The 21945-nt window shown below is 64.7% G+C and carries 22 protein-coding genes; 15 read left to right on the plus strand and 7 right to left on the minus strand.

Translation table 11 applies throughout. From position 1 onward, the window contains the following. Positions 1–38: 38 nt before the first annotated feature. The 4 genes from dgt (at position 39) to CL52_RS00210 (ending at position 3451) form a co-directional block, all read left to right on the plus strand. Entirely contained in the window at positions 39–1538 is a 1500-nt protein-coding gene (gene dgt, locus CL52_RS20430) for a dGTPase (RefSeq protein WP_074519783.1), read from the plus strand. After that, a complete protein-coding gene (locus tag CL52_RS20965; RefSeq protein WP_143008608.1) occupies positions 1538–2110 on the plus strand; it encodes a primase 1D-like protein in 573 nt (190 codons plus the stop codon). Before dgt ends, CL52_RS20965 begins: the two co-directional genes overlap by 1 nt. Positions 2111–2214: 104 nt before the next feature. After that, positions 2215–2781: a DUF1993 domain-containing protein gene (locus CL52_RS00205; RefSeq protein WP_074519784.1), complete on the plus strand. Its 567-nt coding sequence runs from the start codon at positions 2215–2217 to the stop codon at positions 2779–2781. Between the two features lie 172 nt (positions 2782–2953). Then, positions 2954–3451 carry a DUF4126 family protein gene (locus CL52_RS00210; protein WP_043217719.1) on the plus strand — a complete coding sequence of 166 codons (498 nt, stop codon included), beginning with the start codon at positions 2954–2956 and terminating at the stop codon, positions 3449–3451. An 88-nt stretch (positions 3452–3539) separates the two neighbouring features. Here CL52_RS00210 and CL52_RS00215 read toward each other — a convergent pair whose 3' ends face one another. Beyond that, on the minus strand, positions 3540–4310 hold the full coding sequence (locus CL52_RS00215) for a hypothetical protein (protein ID WP_043217721.1): 771 nt from the start codon (positions 4308–4310) through the stop codon (positions 3540–3542). Positions 4311–4526: 216 nt separating this feature from the next. Further along, positions 4527–5369, minus strand: a complete 843-nt coding sequence (yghU, locus tag CL52_RS00220; RefSeq protein WP_043217724.1) for a glutathione-dependent disulfide-bond oxidoreductase — start codon at positions 5367–5369, stop codon at positions 4527–4529. 260 nt (positions 5370–5629) lie between these two features. Between yghU and CL52_RS00225 the strand changes: the two genes are divergently transcribed. The 4 genes from CL52_RS00225 (at position 5630) to CL52_RS00240 (ending at position 7828) form a co-directional block, all read left to right on the plus strand. Then, positions 5630–5866 carry a helix-turn-helix domain-containing protein gene (locus CL52_RS00225; RefSeq protein ID WP_224109194.1) on the plus strand — a complete coding sequence of 79 codons (237 nt, stop codon included), beginning with the start codon at positions 5630–5632 and terminating at the stop codon, positions 5864–5866. Then, entirely contained in the window at positions 5863–7104 is a 1242-nt protein-coding gene (locus CL52_RS00230; protein WP_052264496.1) for a type II toxin-antitoxin system HipA family toxin, read from the plus strand. The genes CL52_RS00225 and CL52_RS00230 overlap by 4 nt, the downstream gene beginning before the upstream one ends. Positions 7105–7265: 161 nt before the next feature. Continuing rightward, on the plus strand, positions 7266–7637 hold the full coding sequence (locus CL52_RS00235) for a hypothetical protein (RefSeq protein WP_043217727.1): 372 nt from the start codon (positions 7266–7268) through the stop codon (positions 7635–7637). A gap of 2 nt (positions 7638–7639) precedes the next feature. Then, positions 7640–7828, plus strand: coding sequence for a DUF1289 domain-containing protein (locus CL52_RS00240; protein ID WP_043217728.1), 189 nt, complete (start codon positions 7640–7642; stop codon positions 7826–7828). A 171-nt stretch (positions 7829–7999) separates the two neighbouring features. On the opposite strand, the gene trpA is transcribed toward CL52_RS00240, so the two are convergent. Further along, complete coding sequence (gene trpA / locus CL52_RS00245) at positions 8000–8809, minus strand: tryptophan synthase subunit alpha (RefSeq protein ID WP_043217729.1); 810 nt, start codon at positions 8807–8809, stop codon at positions 8000–8002. After that, complete coding sequence (gene trpB / locus CL52_RS00250) at positions 8806–10017, minus strand: tryptophan synthase subunit beta (protein WP_043217730.1); 1212 nt, start codon at positions 10015–10017, stop codon at positions 8806–8808. The genes trpA and trpB overlap by 4 nt, the downstream gene beginning before the upstream one ends. A 208-nt stretch (positions 10018–10225) precedes the next feature. Here trpB and CL52_RS00255 point away from each other — a divergent pair, with 208 nt between their 5' ends. Then, entirely contained in the window at positions 10226–11110 is an 885-nt protein-coding gene (locus CL52_RS00255; RefSeq protein WP_043217731.1) for a LysR family transcriptional regulator, read from the plus strand. Positions 11111–11120: 10 nt separating this feature from the next. Here CL52_RS00255 and CL52_RS00260 read toward each other — a convergent pair whose 3' ends face one another. The 3 genes from CL52_RS00260 to galE all read right to left on the minus strand — a co-directional run bounded on the left by CL52_RS00260 (position 11121) and on the right by galE (position 15430). After that, the gene (locus tag CL52_RS00260) at positions 11121–12263 is read right to left on the minus strand and encodes a catalase family protein (protein ID WP_043217732.1); all 1143 of its coding nucleotides are present in this window, start codon (positions 12261–12263) and stop codon (positions 11121–11123) included. 22 nt (positions 12264–12285) lie between these two features. Continuing rightward, a complete protein-coding gene (locus CL52_RS00265; protein WP_043217734.1) occupies positions 12286–14154 on the minus strand; it encodes a di-heme-cytochrome C peroxidase in 1869 nt (622 codons plus the stop codon). A gap of 220 nt (positions 14155–14374) precedes the next feature. After that, positions 14375–15430, minus strand: coding sequence for a UDP-glucose 4-epimerase GalE (galE, locus tag CL52_RS00270; protein WP_041110437.1), 1056 nt, complete (start codon positions 15428–15430; stop codon positions 14375–14377). Positions 15431–15844: 414 nt separating this feature from the next. On the opposite strand from galE, the gene CL52_RS00275 reads away from it, so the two are divergent. The 6 genes from CL52_RS00275 (at position 15845) to CL52_RS00300 (ending at position 21847) form a co-directional block, all read left to right on the plus strand. Further along, complete coding sequence (locus CL52_RS00275) at positions 15845–17029, plus strand: glycosyltransferase family 1 protein (RefSeq protein WP_043217736.1); 1185 nt, start codon at positions 15845–15847, stop codon at positions 17027–17029. After that, on the plus strand, positions 17017–18258 hold the full coding sequence (gene glf / locus CL52_RS00280; RefSeq protein WP_043217737.1) for a UDP-galactopyranose mutase: 1242 nt from the start codon (positions 17017–17019) through the stop codon (positions 18256–18258). The genes CL52_RS00275 and glf overlap by 13 nt, the downstream gene beginning before the upstream one ends. Before the next feature lie 112 nt (positions 18259–18370). Beyond that, positions 18371–19522, plus strand: coding sequence for a glycoside hydrolase family 1 protein (locus CL52_RS00285; RefSeq protein WP_043217739.1), 1152 nt, complete (start codon positions 18371–18373; stop codon positions 19520–19522). After that, a complete protein-coding gene (locus CL52_RS00290; RefSeq protein WP_043217741.1) occupies positions 19519–21315 on the plus strand; it encodes an ABC transporter ATP-binding protein in 1797 nt (598 codons plus the stop codon). The genes CL52_RS00285 and CL52_RS00290 overlap by 4 nt, the downstream gene beginning before the upstream one ends. Continuing rightward, the gene (locus CL52_RS00295; RefSeq protein ID WP_041110447.1) at positions 21312–21527 is read left to right on the plus strand and encodes a KTSC domain-containing protein; all 216 of its coding nucleotides are present in this window, start codon (positions 21312–21314) and stop codon (positions 21525–21527) included. The genes CL52_RS00290 and CL52_RS00295 overlap by 4 nt, the downstream gene beginning before the upstream one ends. A 104-nt stretch (positions 21528–21631) precedes the next feature. Beyond that, on the plus strand, positions 21632–21847 hold the full coding sequence (locus CL52_RS00300) for a dodecin (protein WP_041110449.1): 216 nt from the start codon (positions 21632–21634) through the stop codon (positions 21845–21847). Positions 21848–21945: the final 98 nt, after the last annotated feature.

The raw sequence follows: 21945 nt of genomic DNA on the forward strand, positions 1-21945 counted from the left end.
AAATATTTGTATATGTATAGCTTATTTTAGGAATGCTTATGTCAAGTTCTAAATACGGGGAACTGCTGACCGCGTTGCGCTTTAGAGAGTCAGCGGTGTCTAATAGAAGTATTCTTTTAAGCGCCGAAAGCGATAGAGGGCGTCTTCTGTTTTGTCCTGCATTCCGTAGGCTTCAGCAAAAAGCTCAAGTATTTTCTCTTGAATCAAACGCTGCGGTAAGAAGCAGGCTGACACACTCATTAGAGGTATCTCAAACCGGAAGGTATATAGCCGATGAGATTACCATAAGGCTACTAGAGAATGGGCTAGCTACCCAACAAGAGTGCTTCGCTATTGCAACTTTCGTAGAGACGGCTTGCTTGATGCACGATATAGGAAATCCTCCCTTTGGTCATTTTGGAGAGGCAGCGATTGCGCAATGGTTTTCGCAGCAAGGGCCTGCAATACTTAAAAAGCTATTTTGTTCAAATGCTGATGGGTTGATAGATGAAGATAAATGGCATGTTTTAAGTCCTCAATTACAATCTGCCTTATTTGATTTCATTGAGTTTGATGGGAACCCGCAAGGATTAAGGGTAGTGGCGAAGCTGCAAAAAAACTCTGATATTTATGGTTTGAATCTAACAAAAACGACGCTCGCATCATACTTAAAATATATTAGAGAAAGTGGTGAGGCTGCGAGCAGTCAAAAGCCGTTCATGAAAAAAGCAGGATTCTTTTCGACGGAAAGAGATTTAATACAGAGTATTTGGCATGATCTTGGCTATTCAGCCCCTCAAAGATTCCCTCTCGCTTACATCATGGAGGCGGCGGATGATATTGCATACTGTATAAGTGATTTGGAAGATTCTATCGAAAAAAATCTTTTAAACAAAAATAAAGCTTTCGGAGAATTACATAGTGAATGGATGTGCGAAGAAAATAACGAAGAGAATGAGTACACCTTAATTGCTGATTTGTTTGAGTGGGCTCAGTGGGAAAAAAAGGATGGTCAACCATTTACGTTTACCGATTTTAGAACACATTTAAATAGGATTCTTGTTAAGCGTGCAACTGAAAGCTATATACAAAATCACGAAAAAATATTGGCTGGGGAGCTTGAGTCTTTGATACCCGAATCTTCAGCTGAAGGTAAAGTGCTAAAGCTCTTAAAAAAATATTGTCGCGAAAATGTTTACTGCCATGTTTCGGTGCAAAAAACGGAATTGGCTGGCTATAAAGCAATTTCAGGTCTGCTAGATAACTTTAAGGTGCTTTTGGAATGCGATGCCGAACGATTTGCGTGTGCCCTTAATTATAATACTAATAAAGATTGTAACGGTAGAAAAATAATTGTTGAGAATAAGCTTTTAGTAATTTTTCCAAAAAACTATAAAGAAGTATACGAGGAGGAGGTCCGCTTGTTAGATCTTTCTAAAGATTCAGATAGGATCAAAGAGTGGAACTTGAGAGCGCACTTAATAACTGATTTTATATCGGGAATGACAGACGACTATTCGATGAAGACTTACCAGTCTTTGTCAGGTATTAAGGTTTAATGAAAGTGATTGACGCAGGCCATCCTTATTGGCATGTCAGGCGACTCGTAGACGAGTGCGATGGCAAGATAAATTTTTTGAATTTTAGCTATTATAGATATACCCCTCAGAGCTTAACAGATGAGCGGAAAGAATTTAAATTGCCTGTTGCCGATTTTATGCAAGAAATCAATATGTCCAGATTGTTATTGTCGGCGCCAGTAGGCTATGAGTTAGCAATTCATTCCCTTGTGCATCTGCGAGAGGGATCGATTGCACATATACCTATGGCGGATATGTCAAGTCAATCATTAGCAAAATTAGCTAAATACAGAGACTATCTTGATTTCGCTCATAGGCAGCAATTTTCTTGGTACAAGAGCGGTCGCTCTTTTCATGGATATGGCAACGCGCTAATTGCTGAGGCTGACTGGTCTGCATATATGGGGAAGCTCTTGCTTGCGAACGAGCCGGGCATGCCGCCAGTAGTCGACCCTCGTTGGGTTGGGCACCGACTTATCGGTGGGTACGCAGCACTAAGATGGACAAAAAACACCGAGCATTACAAAGAGACGCCAAAGAAAACCAGTTGATGATTAATAGGGGAATAGAGGATTTATTTACCTTTCTCGTGACTAGCTAAGATGGAGTCTGTCACGCTTATTCAGCGTATGCCTCAATTGCACTAGGTAAAACCATGCAGCTAACAACCCTCCTCGTCCCCACCTACACCCAAATGCTCAAAACCCTCTCCGGCTGGCTAAAGAAGGCGCAGGCCCAGCTGCCGGAAGCGGAGGCGCAGGCGTTGTTAGCCGCGCGGCTGGCGCCGGATATGTTTCCGCTGTCGACGCAGGTTCGTTTTGCCTGCGTGCAGGCGCGCGAGGCGGTGTGCCGGCTGAGGGGCGAGGCGTTCCCGGCCGCGATCAACGAGCTGCTGGACGAGGGGCGGCAGGCGGGGGAGCGGCCGGGCACGCTGGCCGATGCCTATGCCCGGATCGATGAGACGGTGGCGTTGCTCGACGGTCTTGCCGCCGATGCGCTGGATATAGATGCGGGCAAGCCGATCGCCCATGAGCTGGCCAACGGGATGATTTTCGACCTGACCGCGGAGCAATACGCGCGTGATTGGACGTTGGCGCAGTTCTATTTCCACGTGATGACGGCTTATTCGATCTTGCGTAACCAGGGGATCGAGCTGGGCAAGGCCGACTACGTGGCGCACATGCTGCCCTATCTGCGCCCGGAAACGATTCCCAAGGGTTGACCATCGCGCCCCTCAACCAGGGCACCGATGGCCTCCAGAGACGGCCCCTCTACTCAGGCGGGCCGGCCCGCAGGAGAGCCACGCACGAGCGCCCGTCACCTCGTGCCCGCCGCGCCGAACGCGTCCCCCCTCACCCCGGTCGGACTCTAGACAGCCACCGGGAGATACCTGCATGAGCACTTCCAGCAATGTGTTACTGGCCGCCCTGGCCATTGGCGCGGTGACGGGTATGCGCAGCCTGCTGGCGCCGACCCTGGTCAGCCGGGCGTTGAGCGAGCGGGACGATCTGCACGGGGCGGGCGAGGCGGCACGGCTGCTGACGTCCGACGCGGCGCAGGCGGTGTTGCCGGTATTGGCGGCCGGCGAGCTGGCCGGTGATAAGCTGCCCTTCGCGCCGGATCGCACCATCGCGCCGTCGCTGCTGTTTCGCGCGCTGTCCGCCGGTGTAAGTGCCGCTGCGCTGGCTGGCGTGCGGCGTGAGCCGGCGCTGTTGCCGGCCTTGCTGGGGGCCGCGGCGGCGCTGGTGTCGTCGCGAGTCGGGCTGCGTTTGCGCAAGCCCCATCAGCCCCGGCCTGTGGCCAATGCCGCGCTTGGCATGGTCGAGGATGGGCTGGCGTTCGGCCTCGGCCGGGCAGCGTTGCGCCAGGGCTTGCAGCGGCCCGGGCGGTAGGCGAAAAGGCCCCCGCGCCGGGCCACCAGAAGCAAAGGCCGAGTGGTGGACAAGGCTGCGCCGTTTTCCACCCTACGGCTGGGCCTGCTTAGCTGGGCCGCTGGATGACGCAGACGCGGTCACTGCACAGCCCGGACTCACGCGTCGCCACGCCGGGCGCGACCTCGGTGGGGTTGGCACCGTGGCCGGTGGTGCCGGCGCCGGTCGGTGAGGTGGTGGCGGTGGTGGGCGGGTAATCGGTGCCGGCGCGCTTGCCGGCGCTGCCGATGCCGTGGCTGCCGCTGACGGCGTCGCCCTGGCGTGACGTGTGGCTGCCCGCGCCGAGTGGCTCGTGTTCGCCGTGACGGCTGCCAGCCATGGCGCCAGCGGCCGCGGTCTGGCGGCCGCTGAAGTGCTTGTCCAGATGGCTGTCGCCGCCCGTCGCACCGGCATAGGGGCTGCTCGGGCCGGGGTAGCCGTCGGCGACACGGGCGCTGCCGCGTTCGTTGATGTCGATGGCGCCGTTGTATTCCAGGGCGTCACGCGCCTTGGCCAGCTGGTCGTCGTCGACCACATCCACCGCGATCACCAGCGCGCCGCGGCGCACTGCCTCGGGGTAGGCGGTCGCGTAGCGCCGGTGTTCCTCGTGCGGTTCGTGGCCGAACAGCGATTTGAAAAAGTGCGCGACCTTGGATTCATGCTCGTGGCGGTCAGGCGTGGCGTCGTTGGTGGAGTAGGGCGCGTCGTAGGCGTGAATCTCGGCGCTCTCGGCGCCCACCGCATGGATCTGCTCGCGCGGGATGCCGCGCGACATCAGGTCGCCACGGGTGCGATTGGCATCGGTCAGCGTGGCGAACGCTGCTACCAGTGTGTGTTTCATGGCTCACCTCACGTTGTGCTGAACAACCGGGTCCTGAGCGCTGGTCGCGGCGTGGCGCCTGGCGAAGCGGGCCTCGCGGGCTTGGCAGCGCTCATATCAGGTTGGTTAAGCGGTGGCGGTGAGAGTTCAGCAGGCGGGATCGGCGGTCGGCATGCAGGGCGGGCGAGGGCGACGCGCAGAGCGGCGGAACGGCTGGGTTCCGCCGCTGCTGGCCGCTCAGTCGAGGTCGGCGGCGCTGTGGCGCTCTGGCGCCTGCTCGGATTCGTCGCCCCAGCTGCGGTTGACCTTGCGCCCGCGGATGACCGCCGGTCGCTCGGCGATCTCCCTGGCCCAGCGCTGCACGTGCCGGTACTCGTGCACCGAGAGGAATTCGCCGGCGCCATACAGCTCGCCCAGCACCAGCGCGCCGTACCAGGGCCAGATCGCCATGTCGGCGATGCTGTACTCGGCACCGGCCACGTAGCGATGCTCGGCCAGCTGGCGGTCGAGTACGTCGAGCTGGCGCTTGACCTCCATGGCGTAGCGGTTGATCGGGTATTCGTATTTCTCCGGCGCGTAGGCATAGAAGTGGCCGAAGCCACCGCCGAGGAAGGGCGCCGAACCCATCTGCCAGAACAGCCAGTTCAGCGTCTCGGTGCGCGCACGGACCTCGGTCGGCAGGAAGGCGCCGAACTTTTCGGCGAGGTAGACCAGGATCGAGCCGGACTCGAACACCCGCAGCGGCCCGCCCGCGGCGCTGTGGTCCACTAGCGCGGGAATCTTCGAGTTCGGGTTGATCTCGACGAAGCCGCTACCGAACTGGTCGCCCTCGCCGATGCGGATCAGCCAGGCGTCGTACTCGGCGCCGCTGTGGCCGAGGGCGAGCAGCTCCTCGAGCATGATGCCCACCTTCACCCCGTTGGGCGTGGCCAGCGAATACAGCTGCAGCGGGTGCTTGCCCACCGGCAGCGCCTTCTCCTCGCGTGCGCCAGCGGTGGGCGCATTGATACTGGCGAACTTGCCGCCGGAGGGGGCGTCGTGGGTCCAGACTTTCGGCGGTACGTAGGCGGTATCGGGCATGTCGATCTCCTCGAGTGGAACGGGGCCGTGCAGGGCATGCTACGCGCTCGGCGGGCGCGCTCGAAATCGAGCCGGTCGATATTGGTCATCGATGGCTGAGGGTTTGTTCTGCGTGGTAGTTCTTTGAGATGCACCAGAAGGATCTTTTTTCCCGATCGGTAAAAATTCGGTGCGCCGGCCAGCGGCAGGGAGTATTTTCCCTATTGGGAAAAAATTGGCACTGAGCTGTTTCCGAAGGGCAAATTGTACGGAACGGGAAAATGGCTGAACCTACTGCATTTGTTTCGATGGCCGAGCTGGGCAAGCTGATCCAGCGCACTCGCAAGGGTCAGGGGCTGCGTCTGGTGGACGCTGCCGGCCTGTGTGGCGTGAGCGTGCGCTTTCTGAGCGAGCTGGAAAATGGCCGCGAGAGCTGTTCGTTCGGACGGGTGCTGAACGTGTGTCATACGCTGGGCATCGAGCTGCTGGCGGCTAGACGTGACGGGGGCGACCTATGAGCGGACTGCTCGGCGTCTATCGGGGTGATAGCCGTATCGGTGAGCTTTGGCTGGGTGACGATGGCCGCAGCATGGGTTTTCGCTATAGCGAAGCAGCGCGGTTTGCAATCTCCAATAGCTTGCCGCTTGCAACCGGTATGTTTGCGCCAACGACCGGCACGGCACACAACTGGTTTGCCAATCTACTTCCCGAAGAAGCTTCGCGGCAGTTGCTGGTGAACCGGCTTGGGATCGCCGATGACGACTTTTCGCTGTTGGCCGCCATCGGTGGTGATTGTGCCGGTGCATTGCGCATTGTTGACCCGGAGCGGGCCGATGCGTTGATCGAATCTGGCCAGGAGCCGGTCGACCCCAATCAGCTGGCGCGCTGGGCACAGGGTAAAGAGCGCTACGCCTTGTTCCAGCCGGGCAAGGCGACACGTCTTTCCCTTGCCGGCGCTCAGGACAAGATTCCCGTAATCCTCGAAGGCGGCCAGCTCTACCTCCCGAGCGGTGCCGCCGCTTCTTCGCATCTGATCAAGTTCTCGCTAAAGCCGGCGTTGGTTTTCAACGAGCTCTATATGAACCGTCTGGCTCGGATCGCTGGGCTTTTGGTTCCCGACTCGCACGCAGGTCAGGCAGGGAAGGCTCACTATCTTGCCGTGGCTCGTTACGATCGTGAGCGAGTGGATAACCGGATCGAGCGGGTGCACCAGGAGGACATGTGCCAGGCGCTTGGCTATCCGCGGCGGCTCAAGTACCAGGAAGAGGGCGGCCCGACGCTGGCGGCCTGCGCAGGGCTGTTGCGCGCGGTGACGACCACGCCTGCGCTGCAGGTGCGCCAGCTGCTGCGCTGGCAGATATTCAACGTGCTGGCCGGCAACAGCGATGGCCATGCCAAGAACATCTCGTTGTTACAGGACGCCAAGGGGCGCTGGTCATTGGCGCCGGCCTATGACCTGGTATGTACGATGGTGCTGCCATACAGCCCCAGTCTTGGTTTCGCGGTCGGCAGCAACTTCCATCCGCAGCAGCTGCGCAGAGCCGATTGGGAAGAGCTGGCACGCCACATGGGCCTTGCGCCGCCGTTCGTACTGCGGGAGCTGCGGCAAATGCTGGATCTGCTCGAGCCAGCTGCCAATAGCGCCGAGTTGCAAGCCGAGCTGGAGACGGTTGGCATGGATGAGGTGGGTTGGGCAAAGGTCCAGCATGTGCGCAAATATGTCGTTCAGCAGTGCCGCCGCTACCGCAAGTTGTAGTGGCTAGGGTCCTGCCCTCGGGAATGTGCTTCGCAGCCTGCGACGTATCGATCAGCGGTACTGGCAACAAGCGCTGCCGAGGATCCGGCATGGAGCGCTCGCGTTAGACTCCTTCCTACTGTCCCCCAGACTCGGGGCCAACCCTGATACAGGACGTCACGATGCTTCTCGGCAAACGCGATCAGACCCGTATGGAGCGGCAACTTTCCAGCTGCCTGACCCAGGCCTGCGAAGCGGGCAAGGCGGAAATCGTCGGCTTCAACTGGCTCACCCATGAGGTCGATTACGCGCGCTTTCCCGAGAGCCTGCAGGTCACCTGGGTATTCGCCACGGAGGCGCAGAGGGCTCTGGCGATTGATACAGGGCAGGGCGCACGGATGCAGGCGCTGACCCGAGCAGCGCTCGCTGAGGCGGGTATCGACATGGATGCCCTGATCGCACCGGTGCGTTTCGACAGCGAGGAAGCCTGCAAGCGCAACGATGGCGGTGACTGGCAACGCCGCCTGGCCCGCAACGCCGCGACACGGCACTGACCGTGGGCAAGGACGTCGAGAATCCGTGCATTTCCGTCTGCAAGCTCACGGACGAGGTGTGTACCAGCTGTGGTCGCACCAAGGACGAGATCCGCAAATGGAAGCGCATGAAGCGCCCGGACAAGAAGGCGACAGTGGAGCGCGCGGCGCAGCGGTTGAAGGCACTGAAGAAGAAGAAAAAGAAAGGCTGAGCCCGCAAGGGGCGCCGCGCGTGGGTGTCGCCTGCCGGCGCTGGGCGGGGCCGTTGGTATGTCCATGCCTGGCGCCGCTAGGCAGGAATCTGCGCAAAAGCCCGCTACAGGAATGAAAAAGCCGCTGCCCTCTCACGGGAGCAGCGGCTTTTCGGTTACGGCACTAAAGCCTCAACCGCGGGCGCCGCGTACTCCGGCGCTGAGCTGGCGGCACAGGCCGAGCACACCTTCCACCGCGTCTTCCGGGCTCTTGGCCCCGGCGATCTGGTCGATCAGTGCCGAGCCCACCACCACGCCTTCGGTAAGCCGTGCGATGGCGGCGGCCTGTTCCGGCGTGCGGATGCCGAAGCCGACGCATACCGGCAGATCGGTGTGGCGCTTGAGGCGCGCTACCGCTTCCTCGACGTGTTCCAGGGTGGCGGAACCTGCTCCGGTCACGCCGGCCACCGAGACGTAGTAGACGAAGCCGGAGCTGCCGTTGAGCACGGTGGGCAGGCGCTGGTCGTCGGTGGTCGGGGTGGTCAGGCGGATGAAGTCGATGCCGGCGGCCTGGGCCGGGTCACAGAGCTCGTCGTTATGCTCCGGCGGCAGGTCGACGACGATCAGGCCATCGACTCCGGCCTCTTTCGCATCGCTGACGAAGCGCTCCACGCCATAGGCGAAGATCGGGTTGTAGTAGCCCATCAGCACCAGCGGCGTGGTCTGGTTGGTCTCGCGGAAGTCGCGGACCATCTGCAGCGTCTTCGGCAGGTTCTGCTTGCCGGCCAGGGCGCGGATGTTGGCCAGCTGGATCGCCGGGCCGTCGGCCATCGGGTCGGTGAAGGGCATGCCCAGCTCGATCACGTCGGCGCCGGCCTCCGGCAGGCCCTTGAGGATCGCCAGCGAAGTGGCGTAGTCCGGGTCGCCGGCGGTGACAAAGGTCACCAGCGCGGCGCGGTTCTGTTCGTTCAGCTCGGCAAAGCGGCTCTGCAGGCGGCTCATGCGTGCGTCTCCTGTTCGCTCATGTGGTGCATCACGGTCTGCATGTCCTTGTCGCCGCGGCCGGAGAGGTTGACCACCATCAGGTGTTCCCTGGGCAGCTTGGCCGCGCGCTTGAAGGCTTCGGCCAGCGCGTGGGCTGATTCCAGCGCGGGGATGATGCCTTCCAGGCGGCAGCAGTCGTGAAAGGCCTGCAGCGCCTCATGGTCGGTGCAGGGCACGTATTCGACGCGCTTGATCTCGTGCAACCAGGCGTGCTCGGGGCCGACGCCTGGGTAGTCGAGGCCGGCGGAAATCGAATGCGCGTCGGTGATCTGGCCGTCTTCGTCCTGCAGGAGGAAGGTGCGGTTGCCGTGCAGCACGCCCGGCGCCCCGCCGGCCATGCTGGCGGCGTGCTTGCCGGTGTCGATGCCGTGGCCGGCCGCTTCGACGCCGACGATCTGCACGCTCTCGTCATCGAGGAAGGGGTGGAACAGGCCGATGGCGTTGGAGCCGCCGCCGATGCAGGCGACCAGCGAGTCGGGCAGGCGGCCCTCCTTCTGCATGATCTGCTCGCGCACTTCGTTGCCGATCACCGACTGGAAGTCGCGGACCATGGCCGGGTAGGGGTGTGGGCCGGCGGCGGTGCCGATCAGGTAGAAGGTGTTGTGGACGTTGGTCACCCAGTCGCGCAGCGCCTCGTTCATCGCGTCCTTCAGCGTGCCGGTGCCGGCGGTGACCGGAATCACTTCGGCGCCCAGGAGCTTCATGCGGAAGACGTTGGCCTGCTGGCGCTCGATGTCGGTGGTGCCCATGTAGACCACGCACTGCATGCCGAAGCGCGCGGCCACGGTGGCGGTGGCCACGCCGTGCATGCCGGCGCCGGTCTCGGCGATGATGCGCTGCTTGCCCATGCGCTTGGCCAGCAGGATCTGGCCGATGCAGTTGTTGATCTTGTGCGCGCCGGTGTGGTTCAGGTCTTCGCGCTTGAGGTAGATCTTCGCGCCGCCGAAGTGCTCGGTCAGCCGCTCGGCGTAGTACAGCGGGCTGGCGCGGCCGATGTAGTCGCGCTGGAAGTAGGCCAGTTCCTCGAGGAAGACCGGATCGTTCTTGGCCTTCTCGTATTCGGCGGCCAGCTCGTTGATCAGCGGCATCAGGGTTTCGGCGACGAACTGGCCGCCGAAGCGGCCGAACAGCCCGCGGTTGTCCGGGCCGGTGCGGTATGAGGTCATGCGAGGCTCCTTGGAGGGTGCCGACACGCAGTCGGGGTGAGCGTAGGGTGGGCAACGGCGCAGCCTTGTCCACGCGATCGATACGCCAGCGGGGAAAGTCGCTTCGTGAGTTTCCACCCTACGGCAATCATTGGGGGCGAGCTTACGGCTGCCGGCGCCCGGATAAAAGCGATAAGATCGCGCGGACCTGTCAGGAAAACTCACATATATGGCCCGCGATCTGCCACCGCTCAATGCCCTGCGTGCCTTCGAGGCGGCTGCCCGCCTGGGTAGCGTAAGCGAAGCCGCACGCGAGCTGCACGTCACCCACGGGGCCATCAGCCGGCAGCTGAAGCAGCTCGAAGAAGCCCTCGGTCTGGCCCTGTTCGCCAAGGAAGGGCGCGGCGTAAAACTCACCGATGCCGGCCAACGTCTGGGCGAGGCCGCCAGCGAGGCGTTTGAGCGCCTGCGCAGCGCCTGCGCCGAACTGCAACGGCACACGGCCGAGGCGCCGTTCGTGCTCGGTTGTCCCGGCAGCCTTTTGGCGCGCTGGTTCATTCCGCGGCTGGACCGGCTCAATCGCGACCTGCCGGAGCTGCGCCTGCAGCTATCGGCCAGCGAGGGCGAGCTGGACCCGCGCAAGCCGGGGCTGGATGCCACGCTGTGGTACGCCGAGCCGCCCTGGCCGGCCGACATGCAGGTATTCGAGCTGACGGCCGAGCGCATTGGCCCGGTGCTCAGCCCGCATCACCCGCGTTGTGCCGAGCTGCGTGGCGCCCCGGCGGCGGCGCTGCTCGGCGAGGCGCTGCTGCATACGGTGTCGCGCCCGCAGGCCTGGCCGACCTGGGCGGCCGGGCAGGGGCTGGCCGCTGGCGAGTTGCGCTACGGGCAGGGTTTCGAGCACCTGTACTTTCTGCTCGAGGCGGCACTGGCCGGGCTCGGTATAGCCATCGCGCCGCAGCAGCTGGTCGCCGATGACCTCGCCGCCGGGCGCCTGCTGGCGCCCTGGGGTTTCGTCGAGACACGGGCGCAGCTGGCGCTGTGGGTGCCGCGACGCCGGCTCGACCGGCGTGCCGAACGCCTGGCCGAGTGGCTGGCCGGGGCACTGGCCTGATGGCGCGCCGTCAGGGCGCCAGGGCGCCGTTACGCTCCAGCCGGTAGCTGCTGATTGCCTCGTAGACGGCCTTGCGCAAGCGGTTGATCCCGCCGATCGGGCGATGCTCGGGCAGCGCGTGCCACGGGTTGAAGGCCAGGTTGTCGCAGGCGAGGTTCTGCTCGGGGCTGTCGAAGTCCTGTGCCGGCAAGCGAATGTCGGCCACGGTCTCGAAAGGTGCGATCGCCTCGTCCCACTCGATGCTGGTGTCTTCGATCGGCATGTAGTGCTGCGGATTCTGCCGTTGCACCTGCAGGGCGAAGCAGGCCGGCGCCCGGTCGAGCGAGAGCTGCTGGTAGAGCGCACTGCGCAGGAAGTTCGGCAGGTCGCGGTTCTGCTCCGGCAGCCGATAGTCCGGGCAGCGCTCGGGCGTCGGGATCACCCGATACTTGATGTTGTGCGGGCCGAGCTTGTATGGCGCCACGGAGCTGTAAGTGGTAGCCACCGGGCTCTCGGGCGCGGGCGCCAGGGTCTGCAGTGCGATGAACAGGTGGCGCAGCTCCCAGCTGCGCGGATCGATGCTGGGGAAGAACGCCAGCGCCTTCTTGCCCTGCGCCTGGGCAGCGAAGTTGCTGCGATATTCGGCAACGTCACGGACGAAGAACACGGGGTGGTTGAACATCACGAAGTCCTGTTCACCGGCATGGCGCGGGTCACGTGTGAGCTTTTCCCCAGGCACGTCGAGTAGCTTGATCGCCATGCCGCGGGCGTCGCGGATGCGGTCGAACTGCGGATAGGCGTTGCCGTTGGACAGCCGCATCCAGGCCTGCCAGGTCTTGCCCGGCTCGCTGAACACACCCTGGCGCAGCGCCGGTTCCAGATCGGCGCGCACGCTGACCTCGGCCCGCACGCAGCCGTGCGCCTTGGCATGCGCATCGCGCAGGACGCGGGTGTTGTCACGGTGCTGCTCGACCACGGCGATGGCGTCCTCGATGATCGCCTGGGTATCGGCCGCTTCAGTCGGCGCGATGACTTCCTCGCTGGAGACGGGGCCACGATGGGTGAGGTGAAAGTGCAGGGCGGCAATGGCCCAGCCGGCCAGGCCGAGCACCGTCAGGGCGAGCAGCAGGCGCCCGAGCAGCCTGCCGAGCCAGAGCCAGAATCGCTTCAACATGGGAGCTTCCTCGTGCAGGGGGTCATGGGCAGGCCGGGCCGGGGTTGTAGGGCTGTGGCGGGATATCGGTCAGCCGCGCTTCGAACGCCGGGTCGCCGAGCACCTTGAGGTACTCGACCAGCGCCCAGCGTTCGTGCGGCGCCAGGGCGCGGCCGATCACGCCGTTGCCGCGGCAACCGGCGCGGAACTCGTGGCCGCGGTTGCCATTGCCGGTGATCGCGGTATCCAGCAGGAAGCCGCCGGCAAAGCGCTCGGTACGAATACCCACATGGCGCGGGTCGAACTCGCGGCTGCCGACCCAGAACTGCTTCTGCCGTTCGGCGACCGGCGAGAGCAGCTGGAACAGGTTCGGCACCGAGCCGTTGTGCAGGAACGGCGGCGTCGCCCAGATGCCGTCCAGCGGGCGTGCCTTGTAGCCGCGCAGCTCCTGCACGCCGATCGGCAGGCCGAAGCCGTCGTATCTGGCGCGCTCCGGCGCTGCGATGCCCGCCTCGCGGTAGGCGCGTTCCTCGACGTAGGCAGTGATGTAGGCCAGGCCCTTGGCGCTGGACAGGCTGGCGAGATCGAGCGGGCCGGATGACGCGCCATACAGCTGCACATCCAGGCGATCCAGCTCATCCTGGGTCCAGCCCAGGCGGGTCAGGTCGAAGCGGTGGTCGGCAATATTGTCGGCTGTGGTCGGATCGGTACCGACGAAGGAGGTGGGGATCACCTTCATGTGCCACTCGGGGTCGCGTTCGGCAGCGAAACGCTTGTCGACCGGCTTGGGCCTGGCGTCGTGGCAATGCGCACAGTTTTCCTTGTACAGCGCGCGACCGAGGCTGGCCTGCTCTAGATCGATCGCGCCCAGCACGTCTTCGGGCCAGCGAGGCGGGGCCAGCTGCATGAGGGTGGTTTCCAGCCTGTGCAGGTCGCGTACGCGAACGCCCGATGCGTAGCGCTCGGCTTCGGCGATGGGCTGGCCGTTCTCGTGCAGCAGACGCAGTGTGGCGCCAACACCCAGCGCCTCGCCGATATTGCGTGCCATCGGCTGCATGGCCGAGCCGTTCCACTGCACCCAGTCGAACTTCCAGATATCCCACAGATGCGGGTAGCTCACCGGCGCGTTGGCCACGCGGTAGTTCGCCGGATCGATGGCATCGCCGAACACGCTGTTGGCGATGCGGCCGAACGCATCGGTACGGCCGAAGCCTTCTTCGGTGGGGTAGAGCCCGCGGTGCCAGTCGTTGTAGGCGGTGCCGAGCAGACGGTCGAGCACCTGCTTGAAGTCGTGGCGCAACTGCGCGCGGTCCTGCTCGTAACGCTCGCCCAGCACCTGCTCGGCGAAGCGACGGAACTTGAGCGGGTTGTAATAGGTGAAGGCCATGCTCATGCCCAGCGCCTGGCCGAACGAGCCGCCGCGCAGGGTGGGTACGGTCGAGGCCAGCGAATGCATGGCGGCACCGCCGTCGATGCGCAGCGCCTGGTCCTGGTAGCGCAGCTCGCCGGTGTGGCAGGCCGCGCAGGTCACGTCGAGGTAGCTGCGCCCGCTGTCGTCCTCGTGGCGGGCGAAACCGACCGGCAGGTTGCCGGGGTTCGCCGCACTTGGCGCCTGCGCCGGGTCGACCAGAAAGCCGAAGCGGGCCAGGTATTCGGGGGCGGCGAAGCGATCGGTGCTGAACGGCAGCTCCAGCGCAGTGAACCAGTCGTACTGCAGGCCTTTCACCTGGGTGCCCTGTGGCGTGTAGTAGTAGCGCTGGCGGTCCGCGTCGCTCCACTGCTCGAGATAGTGCAGGGCTTGCGGCGGCTGATACTGCGGCAGGTTGGGGTAGGCGATGAAGTAGAGCCCGACGCCGACCGCAAGCACGGCCAGCGACAGCAGCCCGAGCAGGGCACGTCGCAGCAATCGCATCTGTACATCCTTGTAGCGCTATGGCGGGTGCGGCTTTATCGCAGGCTCGGCGGATAATGGCAAACGGCCAGGGGCTGAGCGTGTCGGCGTGTTCTGTCTCCGGAGATCGGTTCCGGCAGTAATAGGGCGGGGTCGCGCGGGGGATTCGGAGCGGAGGGGCCGGTGGGCGGTGCGCTCCGTGCACCAGGCCGGGGTGCTCGCGTACGAGCGTGGCGGGGGCTTAGCTGGCCAGCGCGGCGGGCGTGGTCTTCGGCGCCGCTGCCGGTTCGGCATAACCCTGCGGGTTGCGGCTCTGCCAGCGCCAGGCGTCGGCGAGCATGGTCATCAGGTCGCGCTCGGCACGCCAGCCGAGCTCCACGGCGGCCTTGGTCGGGTCCGACCAGCACTGGGCGATGTCGCCGGCGCGGCGTGGCTTGATGACGTGCGGCAGCGGGCGACCGATGACCTCTTCGAGCGCACCGATCATCTCTTTCACCGAGTAACCCTTGCCGGTGCCGAGGTTCCACACCGAGACGCCATTGACCTGCTCGAGCCGTTGCAGCGCCTTGAGGTGGCCCTGCACCAGGTCGACCACGTGGATGTAGTCGCGGATGCCGGTGCCGTCCGGGGTCGGGTAGTCGTCGCCGTAGACGCTCAGTTCGCGGCGCCGGCCGATGGCCACCTGCAGCATGTAGGGCAGGAGGTTGTTCGGCGTGCCGTTGGGGTCCTCGCCGATCAGCCCGGATTCATGGGCGCCGATCGGGTTGAAATAGCGCAGCAGGCCGATCGACCAGCGCGGGTCGGAATTGGCCAGGCCGCGCAGCACGTTCTCGGCCATCAGCTTGGACTGGCCGTAGGGGTTGGTCGGCTGGCCGGTCGGGCAGTGCTCGGTGATCGGCATCACCGCGCTCTCGCCGTAGACGGTCGCCGAAGAGCTGAATACCAGGCGGAAGATGCCGGCCTCGGCCATCGCCTGGCACAGCGCGATGCTGCCGCTGACATTCGTCTCGTAGTAGCGCAGCGGTTCGCGCACGCTTTCGCCGACGGCCTTGAGCCCGGCGAAATGCATCACCGCGGTCACCGGATAGGCGGCGAACAGCGCGTTGAGCAGCGGCCGATTGCGCACGTCGCCCTTGACGAACTGCAGCTTGCGCCCGGCGAGCTGCTCGACCCGGTCCAGCGCCCGGCGCGAGCTGTTGCACAGGTTGTCGAGCACCAGCACCTCGTGGCCTGCCTGGAGCAGCTCCAGGCATGCATGAGAGCCGATGTAACCCGCTCCTCCCGTCACCAGAATCATCTGTCTACCTCCACATGGAAAATTCTGCGGCCACACCCGCGAGCCTGCGGCTGCCGGCTGGCGTCGCATCGAGGTCCGTAATTGGGGTCGGCGGTGCGGAACAGGACGCCAAAAGCGAGCTGCGTGCGAGGTTCCGACGCCGGGCATAACCAGGTGATCTCGCTGATAGGGACGAAGAAGTTGCAGCCAAGTTCCGGCGCCGCTGCGCTGTCCCGACGGTGGGTTCGGTCGGATGGCTGGTCGGGAACCCAATCGATTGGCCGCCGTCAATAGCCCGCGGGCAGCTGCCGACGAAACGTTCGAACCGGACGGCGCGCCCGCCCTTTCAAGGCCCGGAGCGGAGTTCCCGGGCGTTGTTCAGGCATCGTGCGGGCAGGATCGCCACGAGCACTGCCCTATCGAACGAGGTGTTAGATGAGTTGGGCCGGCCCCTTCCAGTACGACATCGGCAAATCCCGCAACGCCCAGCACACGCCGGCCGAAGTGGTCTTCGACGAGCAGGTGCCGACGCTGCTGTGCCTGTCGCACCTGCGCTGGAGCTTCGTCTACCAGCGCCCGCAACATCTGATGTCGCGTTTCGCCCGCGATTTCAACGTGCTGTTCTGCGAAGAACCGATTGCCACCGAGGACGACCAGCCGTGGCTGGAAGTCCGCCCCGAAGAGAACGGCGTGCAGGTGCTGATCCCGCGGCTGCCGCACGGCTGCGCCGGCGAGGCAGCCGACCGCGTGCAGCGCGAGCTGCTCGACGGCTACCTGGCCAAGCTTGGCGTCGACGACCTGCTGCTGTGGTACTACACGCCGATGAGCCTGGCGTTTTCCGACCACCTCGAGCCGCGCGTGACCATCTACGACTGCATGGACGAGCTCTCGGCCTTCCGCGGTGCACCGCCTGAGCTGATCGAGCGCGAACGCGAGCTGCTCAAGCGCGCCGACCTGGTGTTCACCGGCGGCTACAGCATCTGGGAAGCCAAGCGCGAGTTGCATGACGACGCGCATCCCTTCCCCAGCAGCGTCGACGTCGAGCACTTCGCCGCCGCGCGGCGGCCGCAGCACGACCCGGACGACCAGGCCGAGATCCCGCGGCCGCGCCTGGGCTTCTACGGCGTGATCGACGAGCGCCTGGACCTCGAACTGCTGGAGCAGGTCGCGCGGCTCAAGCCCGACTGGCAGCTGGTGCTGATCGGCCCGGTGGTGAAGATCGACCCGGCCGAGCTGCCGCGGCGCGACAACCTGCACTACCTGGGCGGCAAGACCTACGACGAGCTGCCGCAGTACCTCGCGGGCTGGGACGTGGCGATCATGCCGTTCGCGCTGAACGAATCGACGCGCTTCATCAGCCCGACCAAGACCCCCGAATACCTGGCCGGCGGCCGCCCGGTGGTATCGACGCCGATCACCGACGTGGTGCGCACCTACGGCGACACCGGCATCGTGCGCATCGCCGACGGCGCCGAGGCCTTCATTGCCGCCTGCGAGGCCGCGCTGAAGGATGCCGAGGACCGCGACCGCCTGCTGGCCCGCGCCGACGAGATCCTCGGCGACATGTCCTGGGACCACACCTGGAGCCTGATGAAGGAGAAGATCCAATGCGCGATATGAACCCGCAAGACAGCAATCCCGAACGTCTCGGCGGGGGCTCCGGTGATGTGCCGGGCGTACGCCAGCGTGGTTTCGACTACCTCATCGTCGGCGCCGGTTTCGCCGGCAGCGTGCTCGCCGAGCGCCTGGCCGCCGGGCTCAACAAGCGCGTGCTGGTGGTCGACCGGCGCCCGCACATCGGCGGCAACGCCTACGACCATCACGACGAATCCGGCGTGCTGATCCACCGCTACGGCCCGCACATCTTCCACACCAATTCGCAGCGCATCGTCGACTACCTGTCGCGTTTCACCGAGTGGCGCCCCTACGAGCACCGCGTGCTGGCGCAGGTGGACGGCCAGCAGGTGCCGATTCCGATCAACCGCACCACGCTGAACAAGCTCTACGGCCTGAACCTGGAAACCGACGAGCAGGCCGCCGAGTACCTGGCCAGCCGCGCCGAGCCGGTGGCCGACATCCAGACCAGCGAAGACGTGGTGATCAACGGCATCGGCCGCGAGTTGTACGAGAAGTTCTTCCGCGGCTACACGCGCAAGCAGTGGGCGCTGGACCCCTCGCAGCTGGACAAGTCGGTGACCTCGCGGGTGCCGACGCGCACCAACACCGACGATCGCTACTTCACCGACAGCTTCCAGCAGATGCCCAGGCACGGCTACACGAAGATGTTCGAGAAGATGCTCGCCCACCCGAACATCAAGGTCATGCTCAACACCGATTACCGCGAGATTCGCGACGAGGTCGAGTACGACCACCTGGTGTACTGCGGGCCGATCGACGAGTACTTCGACTACCGCTTCGGCAAGCTGCCGTACCGCTCGCTGCGCTTCGAGCACAAGCAGCTCGAGCAGGAGCAGTTCCAGCCGGTCGGCACGGTCAACTACCCGAGCGAGGACGTGCCCTACACGCGCATCAGCGAGTACAAGCACCTCACCGGGCAGGTCCACCCGAAGACCAGCGTCACCTACGAATACCCCTCCGCCGAGGGCGACCCCTACTACCCGATCCCACGTCCGGAAAACGCCGAGCTGTACAAGCGCTACCAGCAGCTCGCCGAGCAGACGCCGGGCGTGACCTTCATCGGTCGCCTGGGTACCTACAAGTACTACAACATGGATCAGGTGGTCGGCCAGGCGCTGGCGGCGTACAAACGCATCGAGGAAGCCGAGCGTGGCCCGGCCACCGGCGAGCGCGACGCGCCTGCGTGCAGCCTCGCCGAACAGGCCGGCTGAGCCCGGCGCGAGGGTTGCCGCACAAGCGGCAGCGTTGAATTGAAAGGCAGGCAGCCGCAATCGCGCCGGAAGGCGCGGTGCGGTTCGCCGTGCCTGTTAGCAGAGGTTCGCGATGTATCGACCGACCCTGTTCGATAGCTTTTTTCTCGGCGGCTTCGAGTGCTCCACGCACCGCCGCCACGACGGCCGCCGGCTCGACCTGCTGGCCGCCACCGGCCATGATCGGCTGGTCGCCGAGGACTACCGCGCCTTGCAGCGCCACGGCATCCGCAGTGCCCGCGACGGCCTGCGCTGGCACCTGATCGAGCGTCAGCCGGGCCGCTACGACTGGTCCAGCTTCCTGCCGATGCTCGCGGCCGCGCGCGACAGCGGCACCCAGGTGATCTGGGACCTGTGCCATTACGGCTGGCCCGACGACATCGACATCTGGCGCCCTGAGTTCGTCGAGCGTTTCGCCCGCTTTGCCGGCGAGGTGGCGCGGCTGGTGCGCGAGCACAGCGACGCGGTGCCGTTCTACTCGCCGGTCAACGAGATCTCCTTCTGGGCCTGGGCCGGCGGCGACCATGCGCGCTTCAACCCGCTGGGCCAGGGCCGTGGCGCCGAGCTCAAGCACCAGCTGATCCGTGCCAGCATCGCGGCCATCGAGGCGATCCGCGCGGTCGAGCCGCGGGCGCGCTTCGTCCAGGTCGACCCGGCGATCCACATCAGTGCGCAGGTGCTGCGCCCGGCCGCCCAGCGCGAGGCGGAAAACGCCCGTCAGGCGCAGTTCGAAGCCTGGGACATGCTCTGCGGCAAGGCCTGGCCGGGCCTGGGTGGCAAGCCGGAGTACCTCGATATCGTCGGGGTGAACTACTACTCGGACAACCAGTGGTACCTGGGTGGCGACACCATCGTTCGCGGCCACCCGGACTACCGCCCGTTCCGCGGCATCCTCAAGGAGATCCACCGCCGTTACGGGCGGCCGATCCTGGTTGCCGAAACCGGCGCTGAAGGCGACCTGCGCGGCGACTGGCTGCGCTACGTCAGCGAGCAGGTCGGCCTGGCGCTGCAGCAGGGTGTCCCGGTGGAGGGCATCTGCCTGTACCCGGTGCTCGACTACCCCGGCTGGGACGACGACCGGCATTGCCCGACCGGCCTGTTCGGCTTCCCCGACGCCCGTGGCGAGCGCCCCGAGCATGCCGGCCTGGCCGACGAGCTGCGCCTGCAACAGACCCGCTTCGCCTCGGTCCAAGCGCATCATGAGCCCGCTGTGACACCCGCATGAACAAGCCCGTTGCGGTCCCGCCTGCCCCCACGGTCCTGCCCAGCCGGCCGCTGGCCTTTCTCTGGCACTACATCTGCCAGCGACCCTGGCATTTCGGCGGGCTGGCAACGCTGGTGATCAGCGCGGCGATCTGCGCGGTGGCGGTGCAGTACGGCATGAAGCTCTTGGTCGATGCCATGGCCGAGGGCAGCGACCAGCGCGCCACGGCAAACGTCTGGGCGCCGCTGTGGCTGTTCCTCGGCCTGATCGTGGTGGAGAACGTGTTCTGGCGCCTCGGCGGCTGGCTCGGCTGCCGCACCGTGGTGGCCAGCTGCGTGGATATCCGCGTCGACCTGTTCCGCTACCTCACCGGCCACCCGATGCGCTACTTCAACGAGCATTTCGCTGGCTCGCTGGGCAACCGCATCTCCGCCGTCGGCCAGGCGGCGGGCACCATCTATGGCGGGCTGGCGTGGAAGATCGTGCCGCCGATCGTCGACTTTATCGGCGCGGTGGTGGTGCTGCTCACCGTCGACTGGCGCATGGCCGTGGCGCTGGTGGTGTTCGTCATCGTGGTGGCGCTGCTGATCACCGGCTTCGGCATTCGCGGGCGCAGCAAGCACCAGCGCTTCGCCGCGCAGGCGGCGCGGGTCGGCGGCGAGCTGGTCGATGCGGTGTCCAACGTCTGGACCATCAAGGCCTTTTCCGCCCGCGACCGCGAGGCCGAGCGCCTGGCCCAGGAGATCGGCAGCGAGGCGCGCGCCCAGCGACGCAGCTGGATGTACCTGGAAAAGGCCCGCGTACTGCATGACATCTGCCTGTCGCTGATGGCCGGCGGCATGCTGGTATGGGCGATCCGCAGCTGGCTGGGCGGCAGCGTCAGCGCCGGCGACGTGGTGCTGGTCAGCGCGCTGACCTTTCGCATCCTGCATGGCTCGCGCGACCTGGCGCTGGCGCTGGTCGACACCACCCAGCAGGTCGGTGCGATCGCCGACACCCTGCGCATCATCAACCAGCCGCACGGCCTGGCAGACCCTGAGCCGAGGCTGACCCTCGAAGCCGGCGACATCGACTTCGAGCATGTGCGCTTCGGCTACCCGGAGCGGCCAGCGATCTTCGAGGACTTCAACCTGCACATCCCGGCCGGGCAGGCGGTGGGCATCGTCGGCGCCTCGGGCGCGGGCAAGTCGACCCTGCTCGCCCTGCTGCAGCGGCTGGACGACGTGCATGGCGGGCAGATCCTCATCGACGGCCAGGACGTGCGCCAGGTCAGCCAGGACAGCCTGCGCGAGAAGATCGCCGTGGTGCCGCAGGAGACCGCGCTGTTCAACCGCAGCATCCTCGAGAACATCCGCTACGGCCGCCCCGCGGCGAGCGACGAGGAAGTCTACGAGGCGGCACGGCATGCCTTCTGCGACGGCTTCATCCGCGAGTTGCCCGAGGGCTATCGCACGCTCGTCGGCGAGCGCGGGGTGATGCTTTCCGGCGGCCAGCGCCAGCGCCTGGGGATCGCCCGTGCCTTCCTCAAGGATGCGCCGATCCTGATTCTCGACGAAGCCACCTCGGCACTCGACACGCAGTCCGAGGCGGAGATTCAGGACGCCCTGAACCAGCTCATCCAGGGCCGCACGGTGGTCGCCGTGGCGCACCGACTGTCGACCCTGGCGGGGTTCGACCGCATCGTCGTGCTGCGCGAGGGGCACATCGTCGAGGACGGCCCGCCGCACGAGCTGCGCCGCCGCGGTGGCGAGTTCGAGGCGCTCTGGCGCATGCAGGCCGAGGGCTTCAGCCGCGAGCCCGGCGCGGTCACGTGAAGCGCGCCGCGGTGGACTCCAGCAGCATCCGCTCGCTGGGCTACGCTGAAGACGAGCAGGCACTGGAAGTCGAGTTCCACAACGGTAGCCTGTACCGCTACGAACGGGTTCCGCCCGAAGCGGTGCAGGCCCTGCTGGCGGCCGACTCGCTGGGCCGGCATTTCAACCAGGTGTTCAAGCCCTGTCAGTTTCCCTACCGGCGCCTGCGCTGAGGCCGTTGCGCCTGGCGCTTTGAACTAAGCCGGCGCTGCCAGCCTCAGAAAGCAGACAGGACGAATCTTCGAGCGGAGGCTCGCCAGACCAGAAGGGGTTATCTATGTCGGATCATCACACTTATAAGAAGATCGAGATCGTCGGCTCCTCGCGCACCAGCGTCGACGATGCCATTCAGAATGCCGTCGCCGAAGCGAGCAAGACGCTGGAAAACGTCGAGTGGTTCGAGGTCGGCGAAATCCGCGGCCATGTCGAGAACGGCAAGGTCGCGCATTTCCAGGTCACCATGAAGGTCGGCTTCCGCCTGCGCGACAGCTGATCCCCCGACGGCTGGGGCGCGCCCGCGCCCTGGCGTCGCCCCGCCGCAGACTCCGCTGGCCTTTCCCGGCCGCGCCAATCGACCTCCCCGCCCCGCTG

This window comes from Stutzerimonas balearica DSM 6083 (genome assembly GCF_000818015.1).
GTDB lineage: Bacteria > Pseudomonadota > Gammaproteobacteria > Pseudomonadales > Pseudomonadaceae > Stutzerimonas > Stutzerimonas balearica.